The organism is Polaromonas sp. P1_H6, from assembly GCF_056405195.1.
Window position 1 is genome coordinate 236,242 of sequence record NZ_JBFUCN010000006.1, and the last position, 20,111, is coordinate 256,352.

The window sequence follows — 20,111 nt, forward strand, 5'->3', positions numbered from 1 at the left end:
CGGCGTGGCGTTGGTCAAGACAGCGCCGCGTTCCCGGTATGTTCACTGCGTGACTTGTACATGTCCAGGATCACTTCTGAAAAATTGCCCAGCAGGCGCTGGGCGACCCAGTTCGCATAGGCGTCGAAATCCGTGCTGATGCGATAGCTCACGCGAATGTGCAGGCGCGTGCCGCCTTCTTCGGGCGTCAGCGTGTAGGCGGTGTCGCGCAAGTCGAAATAGGCGCCGCCCACTTTCACGTGGTCGTCCAGCGCGCCCGCAGGAAATGAATCGTCTGCAAAACGGTAAGTCCAGCGCACATGGCGTTGCGGTTCCCACTGGCGTATCACCTCGTCGAAGTGAACACCCTTGCCCCAGGTGCTCTTGCGTACGGAGCCTTCGGCCGTGTGGGTCGTGATGCCGCTGACTGGAAGCGGAACGCCGATCCGGTAGGCCCACGCATGTTGCACCTCAGCGGGTGTGATATCGCGTGCGTTGTTGATCTGTTGCCACACTTCAGCGGATGTGGCCTGTATCAGAACACTCCGTTCCACGCTGCCGATGCGCTGCGCCTGGTTTTGAGGAAATGCCATCGCCACCAGCAGCGGCAAGGCGGCAATGCTGTAGACCGCCTGCTTTGGCCAATTGGTCAGCCGGCAAACAAGCCCCATGGCCAGGCCGCCGAACATGCCGAGAACGGTGAACATCGGCAGGATGACGATGGCGCAGATCAGCCCTTCTATCAGGATGACCAGGCTGCCGAGCACAAACACGAAGGTTGCCAGCGCCGGTGCGAAGAGGTAGTAGGAAAAGCTTCTGCGCTTTTGCCGCTCGGCTGCATACACCGTGATGGCGCCTACCGCGATGGGCGCGAACCAGACAAAACCACCCGCCATGGCTGACAGCGCGCTCCCCGCTGCACCGGAAAACATCAGGCGCAGAAGAAGCCCGCTCAACGCTCCGGCCATAAAAGGCGCCCAGCCTGAAAACGGCATGCCTTGCGGTGATGCGGCCTCTTCTTGTGCGGCAATGGCCTTGCCTTGCGCGGCGGGGCTCGATGGTGCGGCTTGGTTATCTGGGGTCATGATGGTGTGGACGATGTTAGTGCGACATGCCGCCGTCCGCCGGCTTGCGGGCGGTGATCATGTAATAGCCAAACCCCGGCAGCCACGCGCCCAGCAGGAAGGCCGCATACGACGCCACGATGTGGCCGCGGCGCAGCGGCGACAGGTGGAAGCGGGCCCGCCAGAGCTCACGCAAGGCAAAGCGTGTGGCGAACAGCGGAATCTGCAAGGCGCTGGGCGCCAGGCGCAGGCTGATGTCCTGAAAACGGATGTCGGTGAACCCCTGGCTGGCCAGCGCGGCGTGCAGTGCCTGTTTCTCGGCCAGCTCGTTGACGGCCCAGTGATGGCACCACAGCCTGTAGATCCGTTCCATGAAACCGGGCAAAGGCTTGCTGTTGCGCCGCAAGGCATCGGCAATCACCAGCGTGCCGCCGGGCCGCAGCAGGCGCGCCGCCTCACGCACCAAAGCGCGTTTATCCGCCCCCGCTGCATGGCAGGAACTTTCAAGGGCGTAAACGCCGTCGTAAGCGCCGGCGCGCAGTCCGGTGTCGACATAGTCGGCCAGGTGGAAGCGAACCTGGTTGGGCAAGGCCGCGGCCTGGTTGAGCTCAACGCCCTGGACGATTTGCCGCGCCACCAGTGTGACGGCGTCCACGGTGCTGTGCTTGCGGTTTTTGACGATGGACCTGGCCGTGGCGCCCGCGCCGCAGCCCAGGTCGGCCAGCAGGATAGCGCCGCTGCCTGGCAGGGCCAACTGGTGCAGCACTTCCTGGTTCATGCGTTCAAGCATGGCTTCGCGGGCCAAGGGGTTGACCTTCCAGGACCAGTAGCCGAAGTGCATGTTCATGCCGGGGCTCCACGCGCGGTAGTCGTCGGCCACAGCGTTGTAATACGACCTGATGTCCGCCAGCCGGGCTTCCTTGCCCGTGGTTGCCGCAGAGGTGGTGTGGTGGACCGCAGGGGTTGTGGTGAGCATTTTTTCCTCCGTCTGGGGTGTCTTCAGCTTTGAATTCCGCCGATGGCCTCAGCGTGCATCGGCTGTGGCAACCACAGCTGCAGCCGGCGCGGCGGGGCGGGCGCCCTGCACATGGGCGGCCAGTTCCCGCGCGGCGACCCATTGCCGCACCTGCGTCCAGACGTTGCGCGAGATGATGGCCACGGTGAGGAATACGCCCGCCATCACCAGCCCCAGCGAGCGGCGCACCGCGTCGACCAGGCTGCTGCGGTCGCTGAATTCGCCGAAGCTCAGCATCAGCAGCAGGGTGCCCGAAACCGCCAGCAGGTAGGCGCAGCGTATCCAGAACTCCGCGCCGCCGTCCGCGTCGCACAGCATGCGCAGCACCTTGTGGAGTATGGGCTTGAGGTAGCTGATGGCGATGATGGGCCCGGCCAGCGCGATCAGCAGCGAGACAAAAAACAGGTTGGCATCGAGGTTGGCATTCATGGCGGTGTTTCCTTTCCTTGTTGAACGTGACGTGCTTGACGGGATTGCTTGACGTGATGTGCTTAACGTGGGCAGCTGGTGGCATCGCAGCGCGCGGCGGCCGAGCGTTCGGCGGCGCGGCGCACGGCGCCTTCAAACATCAGCCGCACCAGGCCGCGCGGGATACGGTGGCGGTTGCGTGCCAGCACCGGGTAGCCCCATTCGGCAAGCGGGCGCAGCAGCGGCAAACGCATGGCGCCGCTGACCCAGCCCAGGCCGACGGCTTCATAGGCCAGCCGGAACACCTCCACGCCTTTGAGCACCCGGCCGTCGGCCGTGCGCGCGTGGATCAAGGCCAGCAGGTCCTGCATGGTCGCGCCCGCGGGCAGGTCGGCAAAATCCGGCGCCGAGACGTCGGCAAAACGCAGATGGCCTTCGGTGTTGCGCAGCATCAGGTTGCTCATCTCGGCGTTGCAGAGCGGGCAGGCCGATTCGTAATACAGGGTCAGCGGATAGATGGCCGGGTCCATGCTGGCCTTGAAGCTGTCGTAGCGGGTGTTGCCGGCATTGCCCGCGTTGCCTCTGCTACCTCTGTTGCCCAAGCTGGCGGTGTTATGGATTGCAGTCACATTTCTCTCCTTTAGAAATTTCAGTACAAACAGAAATCAATATCCAAAAAAAAGCCACCGGCCTTTCAGAAGGTGGGCGGCAGCAACTCCGAAGGATCCATGGGTTTGGCATCACTGTCGCCGCGCACGAATTTCTGCACGCTGGCGCCCATGCGCAGCACTTTTTCGAGCGTGTTGGGCGACAGGCGCAGCATCTCGTCGGCCCACAGGCCCAGCGACTCCATCAGCCTCAGGGTTTCGCGCACGCGGTCCTGCGCATCGGCGGGCTCGGCCTCGAAACCTTGGTCTTTCACGAGCTCGCGCAGCATGCGCACCGTCGGGTCGTATTCGCGCTCCTTGCGCTCACGCACCACGGTGCGGAACAGTTCCCAGACGTCGAGCGAGGTTTCGTAATAGTCACGCCTGTCGCCCAGCATATGGGTGGCGCGTATCAGGTTCCAGTTCAGCAGCTCCTTGAGGCTGGTGCTGACGTTGGAGCGCGCCACGGCCAGCGTGTCGGCGATGTCTTCGGCATGCAGCGGGCGGCCGTGGAAGAAAAGCAGGGCGTGGATTTGCGAGACGGTGCGGTTCACGCCCCAGGCGGTACCCATTTCTCCCCAGTGGACGACAAATTTGCGGGCGACGGGGCTGAGTTCCATGGCTCCGACTATATGCCGTCTGTAATTTCTGTCAATACAGAAACTTCGTATGAGGAAAAGAAACAACGATGGAAAAGGGGTGGGAAGGGGTGGGGGAGGCCAGGCCCGAGAATACGGCGCATGACAGACATCAAGACCTACGGCATGTCCGAGCGGGCCGACCACCTGGACTTCGACATCCGGTCCCAGCTGGTGCGGCCGCCGCTGGTGCGCCCGCACCGGCACGAGTATTTCCAGGTCCAGATCAGCCTGCAGGGCGACACCGAACAGAACGTGGCCGGCACGGTGCGGCCCTTCCGGCGCGGCTACCTGAGTTTTATCCTGCCTTACCGCGTGCACGTGATCCCGCATCCCGAGGGCTCGCGCTACGTCATCATCAATATGTCGCAGCAGTTCCTGCGGCCCGGGCTGGACGTGGACCCGCTGGACCTGGAGGACGTCCCGCTGACGCGTGCGCCGGAACTGGCGCCCTTCCTGTTCCAGGAATACGCCGATTTTTATTTCTCCGAGGACGAGTTTCCCGAAGTCGAAGCGCTGCTCGAAAAGCTCGCCTTTGAAAACGCGCACCGCCGCTTCGGCTCCATCGAGATGATCCGCGGCCTGATGCTGCAGCTGATCAGCCTGGTCTGCCGCAAGTACGAGGCCGACCTGCTGCGCTTTTCGGCCAGCCAGGCGCAGCAGGGCAGCCGGCGCGCCAGCTTGCAGCGCGCGGTGCGCTACATCCGTGAGCACCTGGCCGGCGAGGTCACGCTGGCCGATGCTGCGGCGGCTGCCTTCCTGTCGCCCAATTACCTCGCGCACCTGTTGAAGAAGGAAACCGGCAAGACCTTCACTGACCTGGTGACCGAGCGGCGCCTGGAGTTCGCGCAGGAACAACTGGCGCACAGCAGCCAGCGCATCGCGAGCATCGCCCATGCCTCGGGTTTTGCCGACGAGGCCTATTTCGCGCGGCGCTTCCGCCAGCGTTTCGGCCAGACGCCAAAAGCCTACCGCGACAGCGTGCGCGCCAAGATATCGGGTACAGCCTGAGGCGTGCTGCGGCGCAACACCGCTGCATTGAATCGTCCGGTAAATGCGTAATTGCGTCCGCCTGCATGACGCTTGTCCGCCCTATGCTCGATGGTTGGAGAAAAAAATACGCTGACAACAAGCTCCAGCTTTTATCAATCCCAGGAGACACACATGACAAAACCAGACATGAGCAAACGCGGAATTCTGCAGACAGGCGCCCTGATGGCGACGGGCGCTGTCGTCGGCTGCGCCACGCCCGGCACGGCGGCCAACGCGCCGGCAACGCCCTTCACGGTGGCCGAGACCTACATCCCGATCGCGGGCAGCGCCGAGATGTTCCCGGTGCGCCGCATCTACTGCATAGGCCGCAACTACGCGGCCCATGCGATCGAGATGGGCTCCGATCCGAGCCGCGAGCCGCCTTTCTTCTTCCAGAAGCCGACGGACGCCATCCAGGTGGTGCCGCCCGGCAAGGTCGCCGACCATCCCTATCCCACACTGACCAAGAACTACCACTACGAAGTGGAACTGGTGGCGGCGCTCGCCAAGGGCGGACGCAACATCCCGATGGACAAGGCGCTGGACATGGTCTACGGCTATGCGCTGGGCCTGGACATGACGCGGCGCGATTTGCAGCGCGGCATGGGTGACCAGAAAAAACCCTGGGAAATCGGCAAGAGCTTTGACCGCTCGGCGCCCATAGGCCCCATCCACAAGGTCGCGCAGACCGGCCACTACACCAAGGGCGCGATCTGGCTCAAGGTCAACGGCCAGGTCAAGCAGCAGGCCACGCTGAACCACATGATCTGGTCGGTGGCCGAGCAGATATCCAAATTGTCCGAGGCGTTTGAGCTGTTTCCCGGCGACATCATCTATTCGGGCACACCTGAGAACGTCGGCCCGGTGGTCAAGGGCGACGTCATCGAATGCCACATCGACGGCCTGCCGGAGCTCAGCGTCAAGATCGTCTGAGGACTGGCACTGGCACTGGCACTGGCAGGGAGGGCGAGGGGCAAGGGAAAACACCGTGTCATCGCCCCTCGGTGGCAAGAACTTCCGGGGCCGCATAGACTCCGACTGTTTTCCGTGCGACCCCAACAACCAACCGAGGAAACCGCCATGCTTGAACACGACCAGAAAAAAGACTTCGACGCACTGCTGCCCGGGCGTTCCACCGAAGCCGGCGCCAGCCGCCGCACCGCGCTCAAGACGGCCCTGGGAGTCGGGTATGCCGCCACCGCCATGCCCATCATGGCGCAGACCGCCATCAAGACGTCCTCGCAAGGCCTGAAGACCGGCGAAACCACCTACGAGGTCAATGGCTTCAAGGTACCCGCGTTTTTCGCGGCGCCTGCCGGCAAGACCAACCTGCCGGTGGTGCTGGTGATCCAGGAAATCTTCGGCGTGCACGAATACATCGCCGACACCGCGCGGCGCTTCGCCAAAGCCGGCTACCTGGCCATCGCCCCCGAACTCTATGCGCGACAGGGCGACCCCAGCACCTACAACGAAATGGCCAAGCTCATGGCCGAAGTCGTCTCCAAAGTGCCCGACGCGCAAGTCATGGCCGACCTGGACGGTGCGGTGAAGTGGGCAGGCGCCAACGGCGGAAACACCAAAAAGGTCGGTATCACCGGCTTTTGCTGGGGCGGCCGCATCACCTGGCTGTATGCCGAGCAAAGCAAGAACGTCAAGGCCGGTGTGGCCTGGTACGGCCGCCTGGTCGGCCAGCCCTCGGCCCTCACACCCAAGCACCCGCTGGACCTGGCGGCAGGCCTGAAGGCCCCGGTACTCGGCCTCTACGGCGGGCAGGACGGCGGCATCCCTTTGACCACCGTCAACCAGATGAAAGACGCACTGGCCGAAGCCGGCGCCAAAGGCAACAAGGCCGCAGCCGCCTCCGAGTTTGTGGTCTACCCCCAAGCGCCCCATGCTTTCCATGCCGACTACCGCCCGAGCTACCGCAAGGATGCCGCAGACGACGGCTTCAAGCGTGCACTGGAATGGTTTAAAACCCACGGCGTGGTTTAAAAAGCACCCCCCCCCAGGCTCACTGCGTGTAGCCTGTTCCCCCCTTCCAGGGGGCGGCGCCTGCGGTCTGGCAAAGCCAGTCCCGCGGCCCCCACTTGTTGGATACCGACCCTCTTCAACCCAGCATGAGCCGTGGAACCGGCTTTGCCGGGCCACAGGCGGGACGGCCCCCTCGGGGGGCAGGGAGTTACGCGAAGCGAACGACCGTGGGGGCTTGACAGCCACGATAAGATAAAAACAACCCCGGCCCGCCGGCATTGAATGCCGCGCCCGGGGTTTTGTCGTCTGTGGTGTAACCTCCGGGCTTGCCCCGGCAGACGTGGGCTAATCATTTTGGGCTTTGGCCCAGTCAATACGGGCATATGCAGCTATGACTTTGCTAGCAATCTTGATGGGAACCCTGGCCGCCGGCATCGGCAGCGTGTGGCTGGCGGCTTTGCTGAGCTTCGGCGTGCTGGCCCGCTACACGCAGCACATGCTGAGCCTGGCCGCCGGTGCGCTGCTGGCCACGGCTTTTATGCACCTGCTGCCTGAGGCTTTCGAGAGCCAGGCCGGCGCCAAGGAGCTGTTCGCCACCTTGCTGGTGGGGCTGGTGTTTTTCTTCCTGCTCGACAAGGCCGAGCTCTGGCACCACGGCCATGAGCATCACGGCGGCGAGCACCACGGCCCCGAAGCGGCTGCGCATGCGCAGCATGACCATACCGGTCACGTCCATGCCGCGCACAGCCACGGCCACCATGGCCACGCGCATGGCGAGAGAAAAGCCGGCGGCTGGGCCGTGCTGGCCGGTGACAGCGTGCATGCTTTTGGCGACGGCATCCTGATCGCCTCGGCCTTTATGGCCGACTTGCGGCTCGGCATCGTCGCCTCACTGGCGGTGCTGGTGCATGAGGTGCCCCACCACATGGGGGACCTGGTGGTGCTGCGCCAGACCTCGGACAACCGGCGCGCCGCCCTTGTCAAGGTCTCGCTGGCAGGCGCCGTCACTGCGCTGGGCGGTGTGGCGGGCTATGCGCTGGTCGACCAGCTGTACGACTACCTGCCGTTTTTCCTGATCATGGCTTCGAGCAGCTTTATTTATGTCGCGCTGGCCGATTTGATCCCGCAACTGCAAAAACGCGTGACCGCCCGCGAAACCGTGGCGCAAATCGCCTGGCTGGCCATAGGCATAGGCCTGGTCACCTTGATCAGCGGGATGGCGCACCACCACTGAAGGAGACGCGGATCTGTCTGGCCTACTGGACTAGGCCTATTTTAGTTAATATAATGGCTTTTATCTGATTTAAAAGTTATTTTATTGATGTCTAAAAAGTCAAATTCCTTGCTAGGCCTACCTCCTGAAGCGCTGGAGGCGCTGGTTCAGCTCGGCCAGAGGCTGCGGGCATACCGGCAGCAGCAGGAATGGACGATTGAGGAAATGTCCGAGCGCCTGTTTTGCTCGCCGACGACGTGCCGAGCGCTGGAGTCCGGAAAACCCGGCACCAGCATGGGGGTCATGGCGCATGCCTTGTGGCTGCTAGGCCAACTGGACTCCATCCACAACGTGGCTGCACTGTCGGCGGATTTCGCGGCATCCCTCACGGCGGGCCGCAAGGTTCGCAAGCGCGTCGCGGCCAGCGCGCCAGGCACTATCAGCGAAAGCGATCGTGACTTCTGAGCACAGCCTGTATGTGGGCCTGGCCTTTGAGCCAGTGGCAGATGTCACGCCGGCGGGGGTGCTCAAGCTCGTGCAGCGAGGTACCGTGGTGTCTGGCGAGTTTGCCTATGGGCGCCAGTATTTGCACCGGGCGGATGCCGAGTCTTTCAACCCAGGCCATCTGCCGTTGCAGGAAGCCGTATTCAGATTGCCGGAACGCAGGTTGCGTGATGGTGGTGCCATGCCTTTGACGTTCCGGGATGCCCTGCCGGACAGCTGGGGTCGCAAGGTATTGGAGGCCAGGTATGGCCGTGGCCTGTCGGATGTAGAGGCGCTGTTGTTAACCAATGCCGACCGGGTAGGCGCCATGGTGTTCAGCACCGCCTTACCTATAGAGTCCGCAAAGCCCGACGCCACCGTATTCAAGCTTGACGACCTGGCGAACGCCGCCCGCAGGCTTGAGATGGGGCTGGAGCCTGCCGCCGACCTGAGGCCGCTGTTGCAGGGCGGCACCCTGGGCGGCGCGCGTCCCAAGGCTACTTTTATCCATGACGGCAAGCGCCATATCGCCAAATTCCCCGCGCGGGGCGATGCCCATGATGTCACTATGCTCGAAGCCGTCACCTTGGGCCTGGCCAAAGCCTGCGGCATCAACGTGCCGGAATTTTTCCTGCTTCCCGCGCCGACGGGTCATGCGCTCGTGCTCCGGCGATTTGACAGGGAGGGAACCATTGATAACGAGCGGCGGCTTCACTACCTGTCGGCCTCGGCCTTGCTGAACGTCGCCTATGAAGACAACACCGGCGGCAGTTATGTCGAACTGGCCCAGGTGCTCAGGCGCATTTCAGTGCAGCCCGAGGCGGACCTGCATGAGCTGTATCGCCGCATGGTGTTTAACCTCGCGGTGGGAAACAGCGATGACCATGTGAAAAACCATGGGGTTCTTTTGTCGGGCAAGGGACGTTATCGCCTGGCCCCGGCTTTTGACCTTGTGATGCAGCTGGGCGCCAACACCGGTTATCAACTGCTGGCCATCCTGCCTGGCAAAGCTGAGTCAAGCCTGGGCCTGGCGCGGCAAGCGGCGGCGCAGTTCGGACTGTCCGAGCGCCAGGCGGGGGCCATCATCCAGCAGGTCCGCGAGACGGTGCAAAGCCACAGCCAAATCCTGTTGGAAGAACGCGGAGCAGACGCCAGGCTGGTGCGGCAGGTCAGCGAATTCCTGGCAAAGCAAGGAGAGCGAATCACAGCGGCCTGACAGGCGGGGGTATGCGGACATGTGTTCGAGGCTTGCAAGCGGGTTGCGGTGACTGAAAGTAATCCCGCGCCGCTGTCAGACAGCGCCTGACAAGGTCTGGGCTTGGCGGCCTATAGGGCGGGCCGGGGCGGGGAGGGAAGATGAAGCCAGCATCCTCCCAAAGCCCCCGTTCCATTGTGAAAAGGCAGGCCCCCCATGAACTTCCATTCAGAACCCAGCACGGTTTCCAGTGCCTTTCGCCCGTCGACCGCTTTCGGCGCCGGTGAGCCCTTCCGCAAGACATCGCAGCACAAGCCGCGGCTCGTCCGCCGCACACGTGCCGCCGCCTATATCGCGTTTTTCATCACGGTCTTCGCCAGCATGGCGGCCGCCGCGGCGCTGGCGATCCACGACATGCCGCTCATGATGGTGGGTTTGTTGTGATGAACACCCAACGCAGCCATTCGCCGGACGGCGGCGTTCCGCTGGGCGCGGGGTCGCCTGACGAACCGGCGCACACCTTGCCGGCCGAACCGACGCAGATCACGAAGGCCAAGGCGCCTGCCGATAAAGCCGAAGCAGCGCAGCCGCGGTCCGGTACCCGGAAGCGCCCGGGCAATGAGGAGCCCGAACCGACGCTCGAAGACGACCTTCCATCCGACGGCCGCGACAAAAAAGGCGAAGCCATGATCCGGGACCTGCCGCGCAAGGCCGGGAAGACCGGGAACATTGGGAAGAAGGAAAAGTAGCCATGGCCACCAACCCCAACGTCCCGCCGCCCGAGCCGCTACCGCCCCTGGACACGCCGCCGGACCCGGGCGAGGTGCAGACCACACCCATGCCAATGACGCTGAAATAGGCGGGAAAAGCGCCGTCGGCAATGAAATCGAAACCGGTGTAGTGTCATAAAGCGCAACAGGAAATGCGCAATGCAGGAGGGACACCCGTTCCGGTTTCCTGCAGGGTTTGACTGCTACAAGGAGAACCGACATGCCGATAGACACCAGCCCCGAGGGCGCCGAGCTGCTGCACCAGCCCGTCGTCAAGCCATTTCCCGAGACCAGTCCCAAGCACCCTCATCACCCTCATCACGCCCATCCAGCCCCGCAGGCCGGTGATGACGGCCACAACCACGAACTTGACAGCGTGCTGCAAGGCGTTACCGGCGGCGCGACCCGGGAGCCGGCGCTGATCCAGCCGCCGCCGGGGCATTGAGGGACGGCATTCAACCAGTCCGCAAAGGAAGATCATGAGGCGATTGATGCAGCACGTCCATTCGGCGCCCGGTGCGCTGGCCATGACACTGGCACTGGTGTTGGGCCTGAGTGCTTGCGGCAAGGAAAGCAGCGGCGGCGCGGCGGGTACGCCCGCAGGTGCTGCGCCGGCGGCTCCCGCGGCCGGCGCCTCCAGCCCGGCCAGCCCTGCCAGCGGCGTGACGACCAACGGCGGCCTGCCGGCCAGCCAGCTTGGCAGCATCGCCACGCCCGGCGGCAGCAAAAACAGCAGCCCGAACAACAGCACCGGCAACGCCGCGCGTTAGCGTTAGGGCGCGGCGTCGCCGCCGTGCGGTTTGCGCCGGTGGGCAAGCTTCTATAAGGTCGGGAGCTTTCCCCCTGCAGGAGACACCATGGCCGAAGTTCTCAAGGTTCGCTGTTGCATTGCCGGCGGCGGCCCGGCCGGCATGATGCTGGGCCTGCTGCTGGCGCGCGCCGGTGTGGATGTGCTGGTACTTGAAAAGCATGCCGACTTCCTGCGCGACTTTCGCGGCGACACGGTGCACCCGTCCACCCTTCAGGTGATCCACGAACTGGGCCTGCTGGGCAAATTCCTGGCGCGCCCGCATGACGAGGTCAGCGAGCTGCGCGCAGTGGTCGGCGACACGGAAGTGGTGCTGGCCAGCTTCAAGCGCCTGCGCATACGCTGCCAGTTCATCGCGATGATGCCGCAGTGGGAGTTTCTCGATTTCGTGCGCGACGAGGCAGAACTGTTTCCCGGCTTTCGCCTGCTGCAGAACGCCGAGGTCACCGGCGTGACCGAGGAGGGCGGCAGCGTCACGGGCGTGCGGGTCATGACGCCGAACGGTCCCTTGCAGGTGAGGGCGGACCTGGTCATAGGCGCCGACGGCCGGCGCTCGACGGTGCGCGCCTCCGCCGGGCTGGTGGTGCGCGACCTTGGCGCGCCCATCGACGTGCTGTGGATGCGCCTGCCCAAGCTGCCCGGCGACCCTTCCACCACGGGCGGGCGCATCACCACCGGCATCTTCCTGGCCATGATTGACCGCGGCAGCTACTGGCAGTGCGCCTATGTGATTCCCAAGGGCGGCATCGAGGCGGTGCGCGAACGCGGGCTGGAGGCCTTCAAGGCCGACATGGTGAAGGTGGCGCCGCTCTTCGCGGGCCGCATGGATGCGCTGGCGAGCTGGGACGACATCAAGCTGCTGAGCGTGACGGTGGACCGGCTGGAGCGCTGGTACAAGCCCGGCCTGCTGTGCATAGGCGACGCGGCCCATGCCATGTCGCCCGTGGGTGGTGTCGGTATCAACCTGGCGGTGCAGGATGCGGTGGCGGCGGCCAACGCGCTGGCCGCGCCGCTGGCCGATGCGCGCGTGGGCACGGCGGCCCTGACGCCTTTCCTGGCGCAGGTGGAAAAGCGGCGCCTGCTACCGACCCGCCTCACCCAGGCGGCCCAGGTGGCCATCCAGAACCGCCTGCTCAGCCCGGTGCTGGCGGCGCGCGGCACCGAGGCGCCGCCCATGGCGTTGCCCTGGCCTTTGGGGCTGATGCGTCGCTGGCCGCTGCTGCAGGCGCTGCCGGCCTATGCGGTAGGCGTGGGCGTGCGGCCCGAGCATGTTCGCTCGCCGGCGCGGCCCATCGCCCAAGCCGGTGGGGTTTTGTAGGTTTTTTCCTACGTCATGGGCAGGCATTGCCTACAACTGCCATGCCGCGCGGCTTTTAAAGTGAATTGAACGGATTCCAGGATTCCCATGACAGCAGGCGCGGCGGACCGTCCGGAAAGCCGGCGCCCGCAAGCCAAGGAGGCCCCCATGAAAAGCAGCAACACCCTTCACGCCCACAAGCCAGAGCCCAGCCCTTCCAAAGGCCAGGTAGGGGACAGGCCGGACAACGGCTCCAGAAGCAGCCGCGGCGCCGGCCCTACCTCGGGTGCACGGCTGGACAACCCGCACAAGCGCATACGCCTGACGGGCCACGGCCGCGCGCACTGAAGACCCGGGCCCGCAGGCTCGCACTCGTCGAAAAACCCCTACAGCCCTGTGGGACGCTGTCTCATGGGGCATACCCGCAAGACGCCGCTAAATTGGTGTCTGGCTGGCGTTCAGCCAAATATCCGCCGATCGACAGATTGAGCTTCACCTTTGATTTTCACTTTTCATTTTTCATAAAAGGAACAGACATGCACGCATCCAAATTCAAACCCGCTGCCGCAACGGCCCTTGCCCTGGCCGCCCTGCTGGCGTTGGGCGCTTGCGGGAAAAAAGTTGAGGACACCGGCGCGACGTCTTCAACGCCCTCCACACCGTCCACGCCTTCCACCAGCGGCGGTTCGGCGGGTTCATCCGGTTCCAGCTCAAGCAGCACCAGCCCCATGCCGACGCCGGAGTCCAGCGCGGCCGTCTCGAACTCGGGTTCGACGGCCCCCGGCACACCGGCCAGCGGCGGCACCAAATAAAGCGGATTGCCATGGGCCCCTCGTGGGCCCAAAAAAGCCACCAGGCTGAAGGCCGGGTGGCTTTTTTTTCGCGAACGGATCGCCTCGAAGGCGTAAGACTCTAGCCCTGCGCCACCGGACGCTGCGGGTCGCTGCACCAGTCGCTCCAGCTGCCGGCGTACAGGCCGGTCCGGCCCAGGCCGGCGACTTCCATCGCGATCAGGTTGGGCACGGCGCTGACGCCGCTGCCGCAGTGGTGCACCACACTCGCCGGCTCGCGCCCGCCCAGCAGGGTTTCAAACTCGGCCTTGAGCTGCGCGGCCGGCTTGAACTTGCCGTCAGGCGCCATGTTCTGGCTGAAAGGCCGGTTCAGGGCGCCGGGGATGTGGCCCGCCACCGGGTCCAGCGGCTCAACCTCGCCCTTGAAGCGCGGCGTGGCCCGCGCATCGATCAGGGTCTGGGCCGGTCTGCCGAGTTGCCCGGCCACGGTATCGGCCGACACCAGCGCGGCCCTGGCCGGCGCCAGCAGGAAGCTGGCCTGGAAATGCGCGGGCTCCTCGCCGCTGTTCACCGCGCCGCCCGCCGCCTGCCAGGCCTGCAGCCCGCCGTCGAGCACGGCGACGTTTTCATGGCCGGCCCACTTGAGCATCCACCAGAGGCGCCCGCAATAGTTGGCGCCGTTGCGGTCGTAGACAACGGCCTGCATGTCGTTGGCAAAACCGACGCTGGAAAGCCAGGTGGCGAACTTCTCGCGATTGGGCAAGGGGTGGCGCCCGCCGGACGCGGGCGCGTCGGCGCCGCTGGCGGTGATCACCCCGTGGGCGCCCGGTACACCGTGCTTGGCGCTCAGCGCGGTGTCCAGGTTGGCATACACGGCGCCGGGGATGTGCGAGGCCAGGTACTGCTCTTGCCCGGCGTTGGGCTTCATCAGGTCGAACGTGCAGTCGAAGATGCGCAGCGGCTTTGCGGATGCGACCAGGGCTTGCAGTTGCTCGGCGGAAATCAAGGTGGTGTAGCTCATGGGAAACTCCTTAGTGTTCTTCAGCGGGTGCATTGGGCGCGGCGCGCGCGCGCAGAACAGTGGCGGCAATCGCGCTCACGATGATGAGCGCCATGCCGGCCCAGCCAATCAGGGGAATATTGTCGCCAAACACGATCAGGCTGTAGAGGGCCGCGAACACAATCCCTGAATATTGCAGGTTGGCCACCATCAATGTGCCGCCGTGGTTTTCCGACATGGAGTAGGCCCTGGTCATGGCCATCTGGCCCAGCGACGCCAGGATGCCTATAGGCGGCAGCCACAGCGCGTGCTGCCAGTTCCAGGGCGTCACGCCCATGATCGCCATACCCAGCGCGCCGGCCACCGCCGTTCCTACGGCAAAGTAAAACACCGTGCGGGTTTCGGGTTCACCCATGCGCGAGATCGCCATGACCTGCATATAGGCAAAGGCGGCGCCCAGGCCCGACATCAGGCCCACCAGGCCGGCGAAAGTCTGGTTCTGGTCTATGGCCGGGCGCAGCAGCATGACCACACCGATGAAACTGGCAAGAATGGCCATCACCAGGGGCCCCTGGCTGGGTCCTTTCTGTCCGGCCTTGCCCAGCATCAGCGCGCCACCGACCAGGAAGGCGGCGATCCACACGCTGCTCATGTAGTTGAGCGTCATGGCGGTGGCCAGCGGCAAATGGGCGATCGCGTAAAACCAGGCCGACAGCGACATCACGCCGATCACGCTGCGCCAGGCATGCATGGCCGGATAGCGGGTGCCGAGGGTGATGCCGCGCGCGCGGGCGTAGGCCGCCATGAAGACGATGCCCAGGATGCCGCGGTAGAACACCAGCTCGGCGCTGTTGAAGTGCTCGGACGCGTACTTGACGCAGACCCCCATGGTGGCAAACATGAACGAGGAAAAAATCATCCAGACGGCTTGCATGGCGGGTAATGGGCTTTAGGGGAAGAGGAGGGTGGAACGAAAAATGGCTGCCGTCCCACGAGCACGCGGGACTGCAGCCATCATATGCACAGGTGCACGGTCAGATCATCTGTGTGGTTTTGCTGGCGCCCATTTCGCGGCGGTACCACTCGTGAAAGTGCTGCATGCCGTCTTCCATGGGGCTTTGGTAGGGGCCGAACTCGTTGTCGCCGCGCAGCAGCAGGGCCTTGCGGCCGGCGTCCATGCGCAGGGCGATTTCATCGTCTTCGACGCAGGTTTCCATATAGGCCGCCTGCTGCGCCTCGATGAACTCGCGCTCGAAGGCGCAGATTTCCTCGGGATAGAAAAACTCCACCACGTTGAGCGTCTTGTCCGGGCCCCGCGGATGCAGCGTGCTGACCACCAGCACGTGGGGGTACCACTCGACCATCACGTGCGGGTAGTAGGTGAGCCAGATCGCGCCGTACTTGGGCGGCACGCCTTTGCGGTACTGCAGCACCACGTCGTGCCATTTTTTGTAGGTGTCTGTGCCGGGCTTGCCGAGCTTGTCGGACACGCCCACCGTCTGCACCGAATAGTCGGCCTCCAGTTGCCAGCGCAGGTCGTCGGTGGTGACGAAGCCGCCCAGCCCGGGGTGGAAGGGGCCGACGTGGTAGTCCTCGAGGTAGACCTCGATGAAGGTCTTCCAGTTGTAGTTGCACTCGTGCAGGTGCACCTTGTCGAGCTGGTAGCCGGAAAAATCGAGGTCGGCGTAGGTGGCCAGCTGCGACATCTCGGCCGCGACGTCGCGGCCGTTGTCCTCGAACACCAGGCCGTTCCAGGTGGTGGTCTTGTAGCGGTTCAGGTTCAGGCAGGGGTCGATCTCGAAGTGCGGCGCGCCTATGAGCTCGCCCGAGGTGTTGTAGGTCCAGCGGTGCAGCGGGCAGACGATGTTGCTGCCGGTGTTGCCGCGCCCCTGCAGCATGGTCGACTGGCGGTGCCGGCAGACGTTGGAGATCAGCTCTATGCCCGAGGCATTGCGCACCAGCGCGCGGCCTTCGCCTTCGTGCGGCAGCGCGTAGTAGTCGCCCAGGTTGGGCACGGCCAGTTCATGGCCCAGGTAGCGCGGCCCGTGCGCGAACAGCTTTTGCTGCTCCCGCTGGTACAGGCCCGCGTCAAAGTAGCTGGAGATCGGGAGCTGGCTGGTGGCCTGCAGGAGACGAAGGCTGAGATCAGACATGCAAATTTCGGTGAACATGCCGCCGCGCGAGGCTTGGAGGCAGTCGACAAACGAGGGAAGCAGGCTGAGCGACAGCCCACGGATGAAAACAAGGCCGGGTATCCCGCAGCGGCGATGCCGTTGTTATCGAGAACTGTTATCAATTGTACCCGTGCGGGGCAAATCCGGGGACTTGGCGCGCCGCCGCCGGATAATGCGAACATTGCAATTTCAAGCCCGGAACGCCGGGGCCTGCAATCCGTCCGCAACGGCCTAAAATCAAGGCCTTCATCCAAAGAACCATGGCCAAAAGCGCTTCATCCTCCGCCTCTCCCACGCCCGCCGCCGCGGCGCTGCCCGCCAGCTACGAGGCGGCCCTGCAGGAACTCGAGGAACTGGTGGACAGCCTGGAGTCCGGCCAGTTGCCGCTGGACCAGCTGCTGACCGGCTACCAGCGCGGCGCGCAGCTGCTCAAATTTTGCCGCGACAAGCTCGAGGCCGTGGAAACCCAGATCAAGGTGCTGGAAGGCACGGAACTCAAGCCCTGGGTGCAGGAGTAGGGGGCGCGAGCCACCCTCCAGGCATCCGATGAACCAGATACAACCAGAGACCCCGATTGAACGCCCCTGAAAAACTGCCCCTGTTCACCTTGAGCGACTGGAGCGCAAGGCAACTTGCCAGCGTCGAGAGCGCCCTGTCCCGCTGGGTCGCCTGCCCCACCGATTCCCCCGCGCCCGCGGGCCTGGGCGACGCCATGCGTTATGCCGTGCTCGACGGCGGCAAGCGCCTTCGCCCGCTGCTGGTCATGGCCGCCTGCGAGGCCGTCGGCGGCAATGCCGAAGCCGCCTTGCGCGCCGCCTGCGCGGTCGAACTGATCCACGCCTATTCGCTGGTGCACGACGACATGCCCTGCATGGACAACGACGTGCTGCGCCGCGGCAAGCCCACAGTGCATGTCAAGTTCGGCCAGGCCCAGGCGCTGCTGGCCGGCGACGCGCTGCAGGCCCTGGCCTTCGAATTCCTCACGCCCGAGGGCGGCGCCGTCGACGCCGCCACGCAGGCGCGGCTGTGCCGGATGCTGGCCCAGGCGGCCGGCTTCCAGGGCATGGCCGGCGGCCAGGCCATTGACCTGGCCAGCGTGGGCATGCCTTTGAATTCGCAGCAGCTGCATGAAATGCACCGCCTGAAAACCGGTGCGCTGCTGGAAGCCAGCGTCATGATGGGCGCGGCATGCGGCGCGGTGACACCCGCCGCGCAGCAAGCCCTGCGCGACTACGGCGCGGCGGTCGGCCTGGCCTTCCAGGTGGTCGACGACATCCTCGACGTCATCGCCGACTCCGCCACGCTGGGCAAGACCGCCGGCAAGGATGCCGCCCAGGACAAGCCCACCTTTGTTTCGCTGATGGGGCTGGAGGCCTCCAAGGCCTACGCGCAGCAGTTGCTGGCCAAGGCCCTGGCCGGGCTGGACGCCAGCGGGCTGGCCCGCACCGAGGCCTTGCGCGCGCTGGCCGACATGCTCGTCAACCGCCACCATTGACCAGGACTGAACGACAGACAGGGACAGAGGACCCGGCCTCGCCATAACAACGACACACGATGTACCCATTGCTCGAAACCATCCACAGCCCCGCCGACCTGCGCAAGCTGCCGCGCAGCGGCCTGAAACCCCTGGCCGACGAACTGCGCGCCTTCGTGCTCGACAGCGTCTCCAAAACCGGCGGGCACCTGAGTTCCAACCTCGGCACCGTGGAGCTCACGGTGGCCTTGCACTATGTTTTCAACACGCCCGAAGACCGCCTGGTGTGGGACGTGGGCCACCAGACCTACCCGCACAAAATCCTCACCGGCCGGCGCGAGCGCATGGGCAGCCTGCGCCAGTTCGGCGGGCTGTCGGGTTTCCCGCGCCGCGATGAAAGCGAGTACGACACCTTCGGCACCGCGCATTCCTCGACCTCGATCTCCGCCGCGCTGGGCATGGCGCTGGGCGCCCAGCAAAAGGGCGAAGACCGCCATGCGGTGGCCATCATCGGCGACGGCGCCATGAGCGCCGGCATGGCCTTCGAGGCCTTGAACAACGCCGGCGTGCACGACCACTGCAAGCTGCTGGTGGTGCTCAACGACAACGACATGAGCATCAGCCCGCCCGTCGGCGCGCTGAACCGCTACCTGGCCCAGCTCATGAGCGGTCGCTTTTACGCATCGGCCAGGCATATGGGCAAGCAGGTGCTGCGCGTGGCGCCGCCGCTGCTCGAACTCGCCAAGCGCCTGGAGTCGCATGCCAAGGGCATGGTGGTGCCGGCCACGCTGTTTGAGAACTTCGGCTTCAACTACATCGGCCCCATCGACGGCCACGACCTCGAGTCCCTGGTCCCCACGCTGGAAAACATCAAGCACCTGATGGACACCCAGGGCGGCCCGCAGTTCCTGCACGTGGTCACCAAAAAAGGCCAGGGCTACAAGCTCGCCGAAGCCGACCCCATCGCCTATCACGGCCCCGGCAAGTTCGACCCGGCCATGGGCCTGCAAAAATCCAGCGCACCGGCCAAGCAGACCTTCACCCAGGTCTTCGGCCAGTGGCTGTGCGACATGGCTGAACACGACGCCCGCCTGGTCGGCATCACACCGGCCATGCGCGAAGGCTCGGGCATGGTCGAATTCCACAAACGTTTTCCCGGGCGCTACCACGACGTCGGCATCGCCGAACAACACGCGGTGACCTTTGCCGCCGGCATGGCCTGTGAAGGGCTCAAGCCCGTGGTCGCGATCTATTCGACTTTTCTGCAGCGCGGCTACGACCAGCTGATCCACGACGTGGCCCTGCAGAACCTGCCCGTGGTGTTCGCGCTCGACCGCGCCGGCCTGGTCGGCGCCGACGGCGCCACGCATGCGGGCGCCTATGACATTCCCTTCCTGCGCTGCATTCCCAACATGAGCGTGGCCTGCCCCGCTGATGAACGCGAATGCCGCAAGCTGCTGTCTTCCGCCTTTGAGCAAAACCATCCGGTGGCCGTGCGCTATCCGCGTGGCGCCGGCGCCGGCGTGGAACCCGAAGCCGGGCTCGAGGCACTGCCTTTCGGCAAGGCTGAAGTCCGCCGCCAAGGCGCGGGCGTCGCCATCCTCGCCTTCGGCACGCTGCTCTACCCGGCCCTGCAGGCCGCCGAAAAGCTGGGCGCTACCGTGGTCAACATGCGCTGGGCCAAGCCACTCGACACCGAGCTGCTGCTCAAAGTCGCGGCCGGCCATGAAGCCCTGGTCACCGTCGAAGAGGGCGCCATCATGGGCGGCGCAGGCAGCGCCGTCAGCGAAGCCCTGCAAGCCGCCGGTGTCAACAAACCGGTGCTGCACCTGGGCCTCAAAGACGAGTTCATCGAACACGGCGACCCCGCCAAACTGTTGGCCCTGCAAGGGCTGGATGCAGCAGGCATCGAAGCGGCCGTCGTCGCGCGTTTCGGTGCACTGCTCGAGTCAGGCAAGCCCGCCAAACCAACGCTCAAGTCCGTCGCCTAAGCACAGACTTCGCCACGCCTCTCAACCCAGCAGGGGCCGCGGAACCGGCTTTGCCGGGCCGCAGGCGCAGCGGCCCCATTCGTGATGAAAGGGGCAGGGAGCTACACGAAGTGCGCGACCGTGGGGGCCACATCTTCAGGTTGGTGTCAGGTCTTCAAGGG

Annotated in this window: 24 protein-coding genes; 16 read left to right on the forward strand and 8 right to left on the reverse strand. The window is 64.8% G+C overall.

Features of this window, described 5'->3' with window-relative positions; all coding sequences use genetic code 11:
• Window positions 1–14: 14 nt before the first annotated feature.
• From AC1D1F_RS08180 to AC1D1F_RS08200, 5 genes are all read right to left on the reverse strand, one after another.
• Window positions 15–1,064 (reverse strand): SRPBCC family protein, encoded by a 1,050-nt coding sequence (locus AC1D1F_RS08180; RefSeq protein WP_477675244.1) that lies wholly within the window; start codon window positions 1,062–1,064, stop codon window positions 15–17.
• A gap of 16 nt (window positions 1,065–1,080) precedes the next feature.
• On the reverse strand, window positions 1,081–2,019 hold the full coding sequence (locus tag AC1D1F_RS08185; RefSeq protein WP_477675243.1) for an SAM-dependent methyltransferase: 939 nt from the start codon (window positions 2,017–2,019) through the stop codon (window positions 1,081–1,083).
• Between the two features lie 48 nt (window positions 2,020–2,067).
• Window positions 2,068–2,487, reverse strand: a complete 420-nt coding sequence (locus tag AC1D1F_RS08190; RefSeq protein WP_477675242.1) for a hypothetical protein — start codon at window positions 2,485–2,487, stop codon at window positions 2,068–2,070.
• Between the two features lie 62 nt (window positions 2,488–2,549).
• Window positions 2,550–3,095 (reverse strand): thiol-disulfide oxidoreductase DCC family protein, encoded by a 546-nt coding sequence (locus tag AC1D1F_RS08195; RefSeq protein ID WP_477675241.1) that lies wholly within the window; start codon window positions 3,093–3,095, stop codon window positions 2,550–2,552.
• A 65-nt stretch (window positions 3,096–3,160) separates the two neighbouring features.
• A complete protein-coding gene (locus AC1D1F_RS08200; RefSeq protein WP_477675240.1) occupies window positions 3,161–3,733 on the reverse strand; it encodes a GbsR/MarR family transcriptional regulator in 573 nt (190 codons plus the stop codon).
• Between the two features lie 120 nt (window positions 3,734–3,853).
• Here AC1D1F_RS08200 and AC1D1F_RS08205 point away from each other — a divergent pair, with 120 nt between their 5' ends.
• The 13 genes from AC1D1F_RS08205 to AC1D1F_RS08265 all read left to right on the forward strand — a co-directional run bounded on the left by AC1D1F_RS08205 (window position 3,854) and on the right by AC1D1F_RS08265 (window position 13,332).
• Window positions 3,854–4,762, forward strand: a complete 909-nt coding sequence (locus tag AC1D1F_RS08205; protein ID WP_477675239.1) for a helix-turn-helix transcriptional regulator — start codon at window positions 3,854–3,856, stop codon at window positions 4,760–4,762.
• 153 nt (window positions 4,763–4,915) lie between these two features.
• Window positions 4,916–5,716 carry a fumarylacetoacetate hydrolase family protein gene (locus AC1D1F_RS08210; protein WP_477675238.1) on the forward strand — a complete coding sequence of 267 codons (801 nt, stop codon included), beginning with the start codon at window positions 4,916–4,918 and terminating at the stop codon, window positions 5,714–5,716.
• 147 nt (window positions 5,717–5,863) lie between these two features.
• Window positions 5,864–6,775, forward strand: coding sequence for a dienelactone hydrolase family protein (locus AC1D1F_RS08215; protein ID WP_477696028.1), 912 nt, complete (start codon window positions 5,864–5,866; stop codon window positions 6,773–6,775).
• 370 nt (window positions 6,776–7,145) lie between these two features.
• On the forward strand, window positions 7,146–7,988 hold the full coding sequence (locus AC1D1F_RS08220) for a ZIP family metal transporter (RefSeq protein ID WP_477696027.1): 843 nt from the start codon (window positions 7,146–7,148) through the stop codon (window positions 7,986–7,988).
• A 108-nt stretch (window positions 7,989–8,096) separates the two neighbouring features.
• On the forward strand, window positions 8,097–8,432 hold the full coding sequence (locus AC1D1F_RS08225) for a helix-turn-helix domain-containing protein (protein ID WP_477675235.1): 336 nt from the start codon (window positions 8,097–8,099) through the stop codon (window positions 8,430–8,432).
• Window positions 8,422–9,666, forward strand: a complete 1,245-nt coding sequence (locus AC1D1F_RS08230) for a type II toxin-antitoxin system HipA family toxin (protein WP_477675234.1) — start codon at window positions 8,422–8,424, stop codon at window positions 9,664–9,666. The genes AC1D1F_RS08225 and AC1D1F_RS08230 overlap by 11 nt, the downstream gene beginning before the upstream one ends.
• Window positions 9,667–9,861: 195 nt before the next feature.
• Window positions 9,862–10,089: a hypothetical protein gene (locus AC1D1F_RS08235; RefSeq protein ID WP_477675233.1), complete on the forward strand. Its 228-nt coding sequence runs from the start codon at window positions 9,862–9,864 to the stop codon at window positions 10,087–10,089.
• Entirely contained in the window at window positions 10,089–10,394 is a 306-nt protein-coding gene (locus AC1D1F_RS08240; protein ID WP_477675232.1) for a hypothetical protein, read from the forward strand. Before AC1D1F_RS08235 ends, AC1D1F_RS08240 begins: the two co-directional genes overlap by 1 nt.
• Window positions 10,395–10,635: 241 nt before the next feature.
• Window positions 10,636–10,860, forward strand: a complete 225-nt coding sequence (locus tag AC1D1F_RS08245; RefSeq protein WP_477696026.1) for a hypothetical protein — start codon at window positions 10,636–10,638, stop codon at window positions 10,858–10,860.
• A gap of 46 nt (window positions 10,861–10,906) precedes the next feature.
• Window positions 10,907–11,185, forward strand: coding sequence for a hypothetical protein (locus tag AC1D1F_RS08250; protein WP_477679298.1), 279 nt, complete (start codon window positions 10,907–10,909; stop codon window positions 11,183–11,185).
• Between the two features lie 87 nt (window positions 11,186–11,272).
• The gene (locus tag AC1D1F_RS08255) at window positions 11,273–12,541 is read left to right on the forward strand and encodes an FAD-dependent oxidoreductase (RefSeq protein ID WP_477696025.1); all 1,269 of its coding nucleotides are present in this window, start codon (window positions 11,273–11,275) and stop codon (window positions 12,539–12,541) included.
• Between the two features lie 147 nt (window positions 12,542–12,688).
• Window positions 12,689–12,868, forward strand: coding sequence for a hypothetical protein (locus AC1D1F_RS08260; RefSeq protein WP_436157812.1), 180 nt, complete (start codon window positions 12,689–12,691; stop codon window positions 12,866–12,868).
• Between the two features lie 188 nt (window positions 12,869–13,056).
• Window positions 13,057–13,332, forward strand: a complete 276-nt coding sequence (locus AC1D1F_RS08265) for a hypothetical protein (protein WP_477682167.1) — start codon at window positions 13,057–13,059, stop codon at window positions 13,330–13,332.
• A gap of 100 nt (window positions 13,333–13,432) precedes the next feature.
• Here the strand turns inward: AC1D1F_RS08265 and AC1D1F_RS08270 are convergent, their stop codons facing one another.
• The 3 genes from AC1D1F_RS08270 to AC1D1F_RS08280 form a co-directional block, all read right to left on the reverse strand.
• Window positions 13,433–14,332 carry a sulfurtransferase gene (locus AC1D1F_RS08270; protein ID WP_477696024.1) on the reverse strand — a complete coding sequence of 300 codons (900 nt, stop codon included), beginning with the start codon at window positions 14,330–14,332 and terminating at the stop codon, window positions 13,433–13,435.
• Window positions 14,333–14,342: 10 nt separating this feature from the next.
• The gene (locus AC1D1F_RS08275) at window positions 14,343–15,245 is read right to left on the reverse strand and encodes a DMT family transporter (protein ID WP_477682169.1); all 903 of its coding nucleotides are present in this window, start codon (window positions 15,243–15,245) and stop codon (window positions 14,343–14,345) included.
• A 100-nt stretch (window positions 15,246–15,345) separates the two neighbouring features.
• The gene (locus tag AC1D1F_RS08280; protein ID WP_477676062.1) at window positions 15,346–16,464 is read right to left on the reverse strand and encodes an aromatic ring-hydroxylating oxygenase subunit alpha; all 1,119 of its coding nucleotides are present in this window, start codon (window positions 16,462–16,464) and stop codon (window positions 15,346–15,348) included.
• Window positions 16,465–16,745: 281 nt separating this feature from the next.
• Between AC1D1F_RS08280 and AC1D1F_RS08285 the strand changes: the two genes are divergently transcribed.
• Genes AC1D1F_RS08285 through dxs form a run of 3 tightly spaced genes read left to right on the forward strand, consistent with a single transcriptional unit; the run spans window position 16,746 to window position 19,950 of the window.
• The gene (locus tag AC1D1F_RS08285) at window positions 16,746–17,003 is read left to right on the forward strand and encodes an exodeoxyribonuclease VII small subunit (protein ID WP_477676063.1); all 258 of its coding nucleotides are present in this window, start codon (window positions 16,746–16,748) and stop codon (window positions 17,001–17,003) included.
• Between the two features lie 56 nt (window positions 17,004–17,059).
• A complete protein-coding gene (locus AC1D1F_RS08290) occupies window positions 17,060–17,980 on the forward strand; it encodes a polyprenyl synthetase family protein (protein WP_477676064.1) in 921 nt (306 codons plus the stop codon).
• Between the two features lie 59 nt (window positions 17,981–18,039).
• On the forward strand, window positions 18,040–19,950 hold the full coding sequence (dxs, locus tag AC1D1F_RS08295) for a 1-deoxy-D-xylulose-5-phosphate synthase (protein ID WP_477676065.1): 1,911 nt from the start codon (window positions 18,040–18,042) through the stop codon (window positions 19,948–19,950).
• The last annotated feature ends 161 nt before the right edge of the window (window positions 19,951–20,111 follow it).